Below are 9,601 nucleotides of genomic sequence, written 5' to 3'. Positions count from 1 at the left end.
ATTTTCAGCGTTGCTGGCTCCCCGTCAGCCGGATTGGGTTGCATCGCAGGGGTGTCGAAAGAGTCAACTGCGGTCCAAAGCTGTTGGACTTGGGTGAAAAGGGCGTTTATTCTTCCTATACGTTTCCAGGTGTAGGCGCTTGATAATGGCTGCCAGGTCGCGTTCATCAACCTTGCTGCCGTCAATCCAGATGTCATCGCCTTCGGTAATCGCGATCAGGATATTCGCCAGGTCCTGTCGTTCCGCCGTGGTGGCCAGCGGACGCTCAACATCAATGCCGGCCTCCTTGATAAAAGTAGCGGTCACGATGAAGAAGATCAGCATAATAAAGACCACATCCAGCATGGGCGTCAGGTCGATACCCTCATCACCCTCGGCGACATCGTTGTCTGTCAGAAAGTTACTCATCCTCTTCCCCTAGGCTGGTGCCGACTTAGGCACCGGGCCTGAACCCTGCGGGGGCTCAGCACGTGAAGACACCAACTCCTGCGCCTGCATCTGGTCGCCCAGGATCGCGGCCGTATGCTGATGCAGAATATTCATGACACCCTTGCCGCGACCACTGACCAAGGCATGCATCAGTACCGCCGGTACAGCCACAATAAGACCTAGCACGGTGGTGATCAGGGCCTGCGAAATCCCGCCGGCCATGGTCTGGGGATCACCCGTGCCATACAGCGTGATGGCCTGGAAGGTATTGATCATGCCCACCACGGTGCCGAGCAGACCCAGCAGCGGGGACACCGCGGCAATGATCTTCAGGAACACTGTGAAGCGGTTCACATATAGACGGGCCTTCTCAACCGTCTCATGCAGACGCATTTCCAGGGTTTCAGAATCGACGTGACGATTCTCATGATAGGTAATCAGCAGCTGCCCCAGCACGTTATTGGGACGCAGGTTATTGAGGTCTGACTGCTGGGCGTGCACGCGGGAAGTGATGCTGCTGATTTCCAGAAACTTGTATACCGCTAGCAGCAAGGCAATTGATCCTAGTATCAGGATGATGTAGCCCACCAGGCCACCCTGATTGACGCGTTCAGTGAGAGTGGGCTTCTGTATCAGCAGTGACATCAGTGTGCCGCCAGTGGGGTCCACGCTGAGCGTATTCAGACCCTTACCCTCTGAAAGATAAGCATCTATATCGGCTGGGTAACTGCCGACAGGTTGACGCGGGAGTTCAACCACTTCCTGGCCGGCAGCCGACCAGTACAGGTAGCCGGGTTTGGGGGTTGCCGTGATCAGGCTAAAAGTGCCCACTCGGACAAAATCGCGTTCCCTGGACTTGCCATCGGTAGTCACTACAGGTGCACGCAGCGGCACAATATCTCCTGACGATGTGATCTCGCGCTGCATTTCAAACCAGAGCCCCATGATGTCATCAACAGACGACACCTCGGAGGCATTTTTCATGCGGTTGGCAAAGCCTTCCAGCCACTCATCACGAGCCGGATACTGAATACTTGTGGGCGACCCATTAAATGAGCCGATCAGATCAGAAGCATTCTGCTGGAATACACCAAAGAGCTCTTTTAATGCCCCCAGCTTTTCTTTGAGCAGACGAGCCTTGTCGTCCAGCTCAACTCGATTGGATTCAAAGTTACCTTCCAGCCTGCGGCCTTCTGCTTCCAGCGCCTGCATTTTGGCAATCGCCTTGTTCATGCGATTTTTGGCAGTATCACGACGCTCGGTAAATTCTGATTCGCGGGCCTTGAGCCTGGCTTTAGATTTTTCCAGGTCAGCCTTTACTGCAGAGAGGACGGCATCGAGGCTAACGTCTTGATTTGAGGATTCGGTTTGAGAAGACTTTTCGGTGGTTGCGGGTTCAGAGGTTGCTGCTTCACTTTGGGCCTGAGCATGCACGCTCGTCAACACATATAAAACTAGCCCGAGCATTCCTGCAATAAGATACCGATAAGTCATCCCTGTAACAGCCGGTCACTTAGCGAACTTTTTGAGTAAAAATTCGGTGGCCTCAACCCTGGCTCGCTGTGCTTCTGGAAGGATTTCCAGTGTCTGAAAGCAGTGTGGCATACCCTCCCACAATTTGGTTTCAACATGACTACCTGCACGCTCCGCATTAGTAGCAAAAGTCTCAGGGTGCTTACGGAACATTTCCCGTGTGCCTGCCTCGATAAGCATTGGCGGCAACCCAGAAAGGTCGCCAGTAATCGGAGATATTCGATAATCCCCACGATCAGCATCACCGAAGTAAACATCGATAATACGAAATGTATCAGTACTAAAGCTCACACAATCATTTTGCAAGAATGAGTAATCATCGTGAGACCAGTCGCAATCAACTGCAGGAGAAATAATCCAACCGGCATCAGGCAGAGGTAATTCAACATCTTTAGCCTGCAACACAGTAACCAATGCAAGGTTGGCACCAGCAGAATCACCAGCTATCAAACGTTGCGCGGCCCCGTCCGTCGATTGCTCGCACAGCCAACGCCATGCAGCAAGAGTATCGTCCGGAGCTGCAGGAAATGGATGTTCAGGAGCAAGTCGATAATCTACCAACAACACATCTGCGTTGAGCCTTCGCCCAAGATCCGCAGCGAATCGAGCATAAAGCTTGGGCGTATGGGTGCAAAAACCTCCGCCATGGATATAAAACAACACCCGCCCCGGCACAGAGTCCTCACGGCGTAACCAATGCGCCGGCACACCGCCAGCATTGACCTCGCTCATACTTGTTCCACGAGGAAGTGCACCATATACCCAACGTTCAATGCCCAGCAGCATCTTTCGGTAGTCAGCCACTGAATCCATTTTTTTCCACAATGGCTTGGAAAATCGACTAAGCAAGAAATTAATAAATCGTGCACGCAGACTCATGGCATTACCCCGTTGTCACTAGAAGTGGCGCTCAATGTTCGTAAGGCCTGTATGTTTTCAATGGGTTGGGTTACAGACAGTTTATTGATTAACCAGGCTGGAATCGGTCCATTAGGTTCGGAGTGAGCTTCGGCCCTCAATTGTGTGCTGTGGTCATTGACGGCATACAATTCCCAAACTGTCTTCGCATGATGGATACGAACCACACCCTCCTTGAGCGGTAAAATTTCATTTTCGGCTATAAATTCTATTCGGCCATGATCTTCCGTTTGACTGATATCGACACGCAAAAGCACATCCCGATCACTTAGAGGCCAAGGAAAGTCATAATACAATTCGAGTAAATTCGCTGAATCCCCAGCCTCAAATTTCTTGGCATACCGGCAAAGCCTGTCCCACAGTGGCCGCATTTCATGATCCAACAAAACGGCTTGTACTTTCGACAAGGGTGCCTTGATCACCGCATCTACTCGCATCTCGTCGATGGGTGAATCAGGCATTGGGCGTGTATAGATGGATATGCCATAATTCTCATGCTTCAACTTCCACCCATCACCAACCTGATCTGCATGTGCGTTCAGAAAAATTATAACCAAAGGAAGACAAAGTAGGAGTCTCGGCATCGTTTAAAAATTAAATTTCATGCTCATGGTAACCATACGTGGCTGCAATACTTCCCTGGTCGTAAATTGATTCACCATGACCACCGTTTCATAAAGCCCATATAAAGCAGCACGCTCATCGAATAAGTTAGTAACAGTAAGACTGAGTTCTGGTGACATCGGTAGATTGGCGTTACTTACACGAAAAGACAGTCCGAATGTTTCAAATGCATCCAGAGGAATATTGTTTTCAAAATCATTCTTGGATTCACCCTGATAGCTGTAATACAAATCCGCACCAAATTCCCAATCCCGCAACGCAGTGTTGTATGACAATGCAGCCGAACCAGTCCACTGAGGTGAGTTAGGCAGCTTATCGCCCTCGTGGCCTTCACCACCGCTTGGTGTTGTAAAGGATTCTGTGTAACGGGCATCACTGTAGGCTAGGTTGGCCAGCACAAAGAACCCGTAGGGCAGCACAGACTTGAAACTCATTTCCGCACCAAGGTTTTCACTGCCGCCAATATTCAATATGTAAGCCGTAGCCAGGGAGCTGAATTCCTCGATTTGCATATTGTCCCACTTCAGGTAAAACGCAGTGATATCCCATTGCATCGCACCACCTAGCCATGTCGTGCGGAGCCCCAGCTCATAATTCCACAAGCTGTCTGATTCAAATGTGATATTGGGCTCACCCGTTTGATACGGGTCAGTATTGAAACCACCGAAGCGGAATCCTTTTACAATGCTAGCAAAATTGGTGAAGTTATCGTTCCAATGCCAAGTGACAGCCACTTTGGGATTAAAACCGGATTCTTCAAGGGTGGCAGATGCCTCATCAAGCAAGGTGCTGACTTCCTGAATACCGGCAGTACGGGCAACTACGTATACCGGAATAACACCAACCGAGTTCTGATCATAAAAGCGTCCACCCAGGTTTAACTCCAGGCGCTCATTCATCATGTACTTGGTAGCATCAAAATACAGCGCCTTCTCTTTAGCAGTGGAAGTTGCAGGCACATTTATACCCGCAGTTATCTCGCCAGTATCTGGCAGAGCCGAAATCAGGTTACGGATGGGATCAATAAACAAAGGTGATAATGGAGAGAGTTCAGGACTATCGACAGCATCTATCAGACTGACCGATGGCACAGGAACATCCAATTCAAAGTATTGCTCGGATTCCAGATAAAACAGTCCGACCACATACTTCCAGCTATCCAGCAGCCAATAGTCGCTTTGTGTGTTGTCATTTGATACCAAGCGTAATTCATGGCTGATCTGATCAGTCCAGAAAACCTGTTCCTGACGAGCCTTACCACCGGGAATATCCTGGGCGCGGTAGGGGCGCCCAACGTCCAGATGAACCAGTCCGGATTTATCCAGATGGTTGCTGGACCAGTTCACAGAAAATGGATCATATCCGGAATAAGTCAGATTAAGAGTATTAATAGTGACTTCTGATAAACCGTCTTCCTTCACGCGCTTACCTGAAACGACATGGCGGTTATCCTCATTACCCTCATTGTCTACTGTCGACGTATCATCGTTTTGTGCTTTACGATCTAGCTGTAGGAGGTTTAATGTCCATTCTTCGCTGGGCTCCCATTGGCCCTGAATGATGTACTGACGAGTCTCAGCGTTATTGATGTCATCTTCACCGCTATAAGTATTATCTACATAACCAGCAAATTCGCGCAGACTACCAGTCAAGCGCAGTGCCACAGTCTCCCCGACTGGAATATTGTGCATCAAGCTATATGCTCGATTAGGATCCCCGGCCCCTGACACAGATCCGTAACCAAAGGAAAAATTACCAGAGGACTCACCCACTACCGGTGTATTCGGCACATAACGTACGGCACCGGCCAGCGCCGAGCCACCGAATAACGTGCCTTGAGGGCCTTTCAGGATTTCTACTGCTCGCATATCAAATGGATCGATATCCGGTTGCGGCCCGAGCAAACTGGGATTGACCAATGGTGTGTCCTGAAAAAACAACCCAAAGGTTCGATTAAAAAATTTACTCGTACCACCTATGCCACGAATAGTTATGCTGCTGCTGTCAGCATGTCCCCCTTTCTTGAAAGTAACACCGGGTGAATACTTCAGTATTTCCTCCAGCCCAGTGGCGCCGCGATCCTCAAGGTCTTTCCCTGTAAATGCATCAATACTGAATGGAAGATCTCGAACCGATTCAGCACGCTTGGTTGCAGTAACGACAATTTCTTCGATCGTGCCAAGACCTTCGGGTTTTTTTGCTGCAGGAGTCTCATCTACCTTGTCAGCAACCTCCTCGCCTGTAGATACATCGGGCTGTTCAGGTGTTGAAGTCACATTCTGGTTGGTGCTTTCTTCAGCAGATTCAGTCTTGGTCGTTTCTGCTTCCCGTAGCAAAGCTTCCAATTCATCGTCCGATGCATATGCAACAGATATAAGAGCAAATGCCAATACGCCTATAAGGGCGTAAAGCTCAAACTGAAAGATTTTTACAGTTGATGGCATATAGTCTCCTTATACCGCCGTTGAGTTCTAATTTCTCACTGATTCGCTACCTATACTGCGGTCTGGAAATGAGAAGCACTTGACCTAGCGGACATTATGCTTGTCTTGATGGATCAATTAGTTAATGATTGGCTAGTAATTCAACTTCATTAAATCACATGCAGGACATGAAAGACCGCACCACCATTGGTGCTTATGGCTTGGCGATTTGGGAAGACACGGATGCTAATGGCTACGACGCAAAAGCCTTTTTTCAGGAGGCTGGAATTGTCGAAGTTGCTGGCAATGATCCACTTGTTCGCCTCACTACCAGCTAGGTGGCCTTGCAATAAGCCTGAATGGTTTTTGACCGAAATTATTAGCGTTTGAGAGAAATGGCAGGCTAATCGGTCAAGTTTCTTGTCCGGTTAGTCAGGTTATTTAGACGTCAGCACCCCATCATTTCCTTGCCCGGCCGAGTGTGTAGAGCCAATGCATCCGCAGTTGGAGCGAGGGGGAACGATGCCAAAGCCATTCAGGAGACTGGACGAGTTCTCACATTGTTGTGAATTTCTGATTGAAAATGACTACATGAATGATCGCACAATCCGCCTGGATGCTGCGACGGTCATGCAAGCACGCTAGGAGAGATTGCCATGGAGAAGCACTTCAGCTTTACGAACAATGATGGCCAATCGATATTCGTCTATCGATGGACGCCCGAAACGCCGATAAAAGCCGTGCTGCAGCTTGAACATGGTGCAAGTGAACACGCCGGTCGCTATGAACGCCTTGCACATTATCTTAACCAACATGGCATCGCTGTGTACGCCGGTGATCATCGCGGGCACGGGAAAAGTGCTGGTGAATTATCACAGGCCGGGGTTGCAGGGCCGGATAGTTGGAAAGGCATTCTCGCTGATATGTACCAATTGACGGGTATCGTCAAAATAGAGAACCCGGGAATACCGGCGTTCCTGTTCGGGCACAGCATGGGTTCATTTCTGTCCCAAAACTATATCCAGAATTGGGGCAACGGACTGGCCGGTGCAATCCTGTGTGGCTCCACAGGCAACCCAATCATTGATCCTGAGGTTCTGCCAGCCGCTGAAGAAGCCGCTGCCAATGCTGTCAATGAGCCTTCCGATCTGTTTGTAGCACTTTTTGAGGGCATGAATCAGCCGTTCGAGCCGTCCACAACCCCATTCGACTGGCTTAGTCGCGATACACAGGAAGTACAGAAATATCTCGATGACCCATGGTGCGGTTTCCTGTTCTCCAACGCTCTGACGCGTGATCTGATGGTCGCCATGACGGAACTCGCAGCACCCGAAAGGGAGGCGCAGATTCCCAAAAATCTGCCGGTTCTGTGTATAGCCGGTGATGCTGATCCGGTTGGGGCCGAGAACGGCGTGCAAGCATTGGCAGATCGCTATTCATTAACCCTGGGGCTGAAAGACGTTAGTTGCAAACTGTATCCGGGCGCCCGTCATGAAATTCTCAATGAAACGAATCGCGATGAGGTACAGGAAGACTTGCTCAAATGGATTGAATCTCGAATTTAGTGACGAAACTCACATACCCCCCAATTGAGGCAACTCTAGCAGTTAATCATTGAGATGATGGCCAGGCAGACGCTTCCACGAAACGCCTGCACCCCAATGAGACAGCGGGAGGCTAGCAGTTCCTGAATTTCAGTCGTGCCGTCTGGTATGGGGTTGATAACAGCCTCGCGTGCATCCCGCTCTACAACACGAAGCGGCTCAAGAATGGCTAGATATGCCGTGGCAATTCACTTGCCTGGAGATAGATTTATTTGATCTTGAAGTCGATTAGGAATGCCTAATACCTCCCATACAAAGATACTTAATCTCTATATAGTCATTAATACCGTATTTAGAGCCTTCACGGCCATGGCCACTTTGTTTGATCCCGCCAAAGGGAGCGACTTCCGTTGAAATCCGGCTTTCGTTGATCCCGATCATGCCGTACTCAAGTGCTTCAGCGACGCGAAAAATCCGGTTCAGATCCTGGCCATAGAAATAGGCGGCTAGCCCATAGGGCGTGCTATTAGCAAGCTGAATGGCATCAGCCTCCGACTTGAAAGTTGCTATGGGGGCTACCGGCCCGAATATCTCCTCCTGAAAGACCTGCATATCAGGCGTGGCATCGGACAGAACAGTTGGCTCAAAAAAGGTTTCTCCAAGCGATGACGCTTTGCCGCCTACGAGAATTTTTGCGCCTTTGGATACGGCATCAGCAAGCATCGACTGAATATTTTTAACCGCAGCTTTATCGATCAGTGGTCCAATTTGGGTCTCAGGGTCAAAGCCGTTCCCTACACGCAGGGCAGCAGTTGCTGCCGTCATCTTTTTTAGAAACGGCTCATACACTTTTTCATGGATCAGAAACCGATTACTACAGACACATGTCTGCCCACTGTTTCTGAATTTCGAGGCAATGGCACCTTCTACTGCGCGATCCAGATTGGCGTCTTCAAAAACGATAAATGGCGCATTCCCACCCAGCTCCATGGAAGTGGCTTTTACGGTACTCGCACACTGGGCCAGAAGTTTTTTCCCGATCTCAGTGGATCCCGTAAAGCTGAGTTTCTTTACAAGGGGGTTTGTTGTTAACTCATCACCTATTTCAGACGCACTGCCGGTGATACAGGACAAAACGCCGGGGGGAATCCCCGCACGGACTGCGAGTTCGCAGAGTGCGAACGCAGTGAGTGGCGTTTGGCTTGCTGGCTTAATGACTAATGTGCAGCCCGCGGCTAATGCAGCTGCGGCTTTTCGGGTGATCATCGCGGCAGGGAAGTTCCAGGGGGTAATGGCCACGCAGACTCCTATGGGCTGTTTGAGAACGAGAATTCTCTGCTCGGTGCTTTGAGCGGCTATTACATCCCCATATATTCTTTTAGCTTCTTCTGAGAACCACTCAACAAAAGAAGCGGCATAGGCAATTTCGGTACGACTCTCAGACAGGGGTTTGCCCTGTTCTGCAGTTAAAATTCTCGCTAGGGCTTCCAGGTTCTCAAGGATGAGCCTATGCGCGCTGGTATTCGCAGAGTTCGAATATCCGCTTGTAAATCCTCTCGTTTTCTTTCTGCGAGAGATTGAACGGTCTGAAGCCGGGTCCTGGCAGTACCGTTTCGTGGACGTGCTTTAGATCATGTTTTATCTGATGAAATCCAGGATTCAGCACTACAGGTTTAGCCTTAAAATAACCCAGCAGCACAATAAACATGTAGCGCTGCCCACGATTTCGGAATTTATTAGCGACAGCCAGTTCCTTGTCGTTCAGAGCGAAAATGAAGCGTTGATCGTTGGACGTGAAAATTGGGGGCCCATAAAAATCGTCTTGTTCTGCATCGGACAAGATTTGAACACGTTCTTCATATGCCATACGTTTAGCCTAAAAAGGCCAAATCTTAACCAAAATTGGTGTAAATATGGACTTCAGAAAAAGCAATCCCCTCTTGGAGGCCCCGGATGGCGGGGCTTTCGGCGATTATTGTCGTTTTTGGACGGAAAAACCCTAGTACCCCGCAGTGCGGTGCCGGTGATGACGGATCAGATCAGGGTCGCCGACCTCACCCTGGATTTGCCGCGGCACCGGGCCACGCGCGCCGGTCGCAGGATCAATCTCAGCCACAAGGAGTTTTGCCT

General features: G+C 49.8%; 8 protein-coding genes and 1 pseudogene. 2 read left to right on the top strand and 7 right to left on the bottom strand.

Annotation, left to right across the window (positions count from 1 at the left end; all coding sequences use genetic code 11):
• Positions 1–63: 63 nt before the first annotated feature.
• The 5 genes from IB286_RS14865 to IB286_RS14845 are packed head-to-tail and all read right to left on the bottom strand — an operon-like array spanning position 64 to position 5,948.
• On the bottom strand, positions 64–408 hold the full coding sequence (locus IB286_RS14865) for an ExbD/TolR family protein (protein ID WP_190766912.1): 345 nt from the start codon (positions 406–408) through the stop codon (positions 64–66).
• 9 nt (positions 409–417) lie between these two features.
• Complete coding sequence (locus IB286_RS14860) at positions 418–1,923, bottom strand: MotA/TolQ/ExbB proton channel family protein (protein ID WP_190766910.1); 1,506 nt, start codon at positions 1,921–1,923, stop codon at positions 418–420.
• 15 nt (positions 1,924–1,938) lie between these two features.
• Positions 1,939–2,841, bottom strand: a complete 903-nt coding sequence (locus IB286_RS14855) for an alpha/beta hydrolase (protein WP_190766907.1) — start codon at positions 2,839–2,841, stop codon at positions 1,939–1,941.
• Positions 2,838–3,464 (bottom strand): START domain-containing protein, encoded by a 627-nt coding sequence (locus tag IB286_RS14850; RefSeq protein WP_223826449.1) that lies wholly within the window; start codon positions 3,462–3,464, stop codon positions 2,838–2,840. Before IB286_RS14850 ends, IB286_RS14855 begins: the two co-directional genes overlap by 4 nt.
• A gap of 3 nt (positions 3,465–3,467) precedes the next feature.
• Positions 3,468–5,948 (bottom strand): TonB-dependent receptor, encoded by a 2,481-nt coding sequence (locus IB286_RS14845; RefSeq protein ID WP_190766903.1) that lies wholly within the window; start codon positions 5,946–5,948, stop codon positions 3,468–3,470.
• Positions 5,949–6,106: 158 nt separating this feature from the next.
• On the opposite strand from IB286_RS14845, the gene IB286_RS14840 reads away from it, so the two are divergent.
• On the top strand, positions 6,107–6,265 hold the full coding sequence (locus IB286_RS14840; protein ID WP_190766901.1) for a hypothetical protein: 159 nt from the start codon (positions 6,107–6,109) through the stop codon (positions 6,263–6,265).
• A gap of 318 nt (positions 6,266–6,583) precedes the next feature.
• Complete coding sequence (locus IB286_RS14835; RefSeq protein WP_190766899.1) at positions 6,584–7,492, top strand: alpha/beta hydrolase; 909 nt, start codon at positions 6,584–6,586, stop codon at positions 7,490–7,492.
• Positions 7,493–7,759: 267 nt separating this feature from the next.
• On the opposite strand, the gene IB286_RS14830 is transcribed toward IB286_RS14835, so the two are convergent.
• Entirely contained in the window at positions 7,760–8,944 is a 1,185-nt protein-coding gene (locus IB286_RS14830) for an NAD-dependent succinate-semialdehyde dehydrogenase (protein WP_398285317.1), read from the bottom strand.
• A gap of 40 nt (positions 8,945–8,984) precedes the next feature.
• A pseudogene (locus tag IB286_RS14825) lies at positions 8,985–9,338 on the bottom strand (DUF4158 domain-containing protein); the annotation flags it as partial.
• Positions 9,339–9,601 lie beyond the last annotated feature (263 nt).

The sequence above is a fragment of the Spongiibacter pelagi genome, from assembly GCF_014705705.1.
Taxonomy (GTDB): Bacteria; Pseudomonadota; Gammaproteobacteria; order Pseudomonadales; family Spongiibacteraceae; genus Spongiibacter; species Spongiibacter pelagi.
This window is presented reverse-complemented; position numbering and strand designations above follow the sequence as displayed.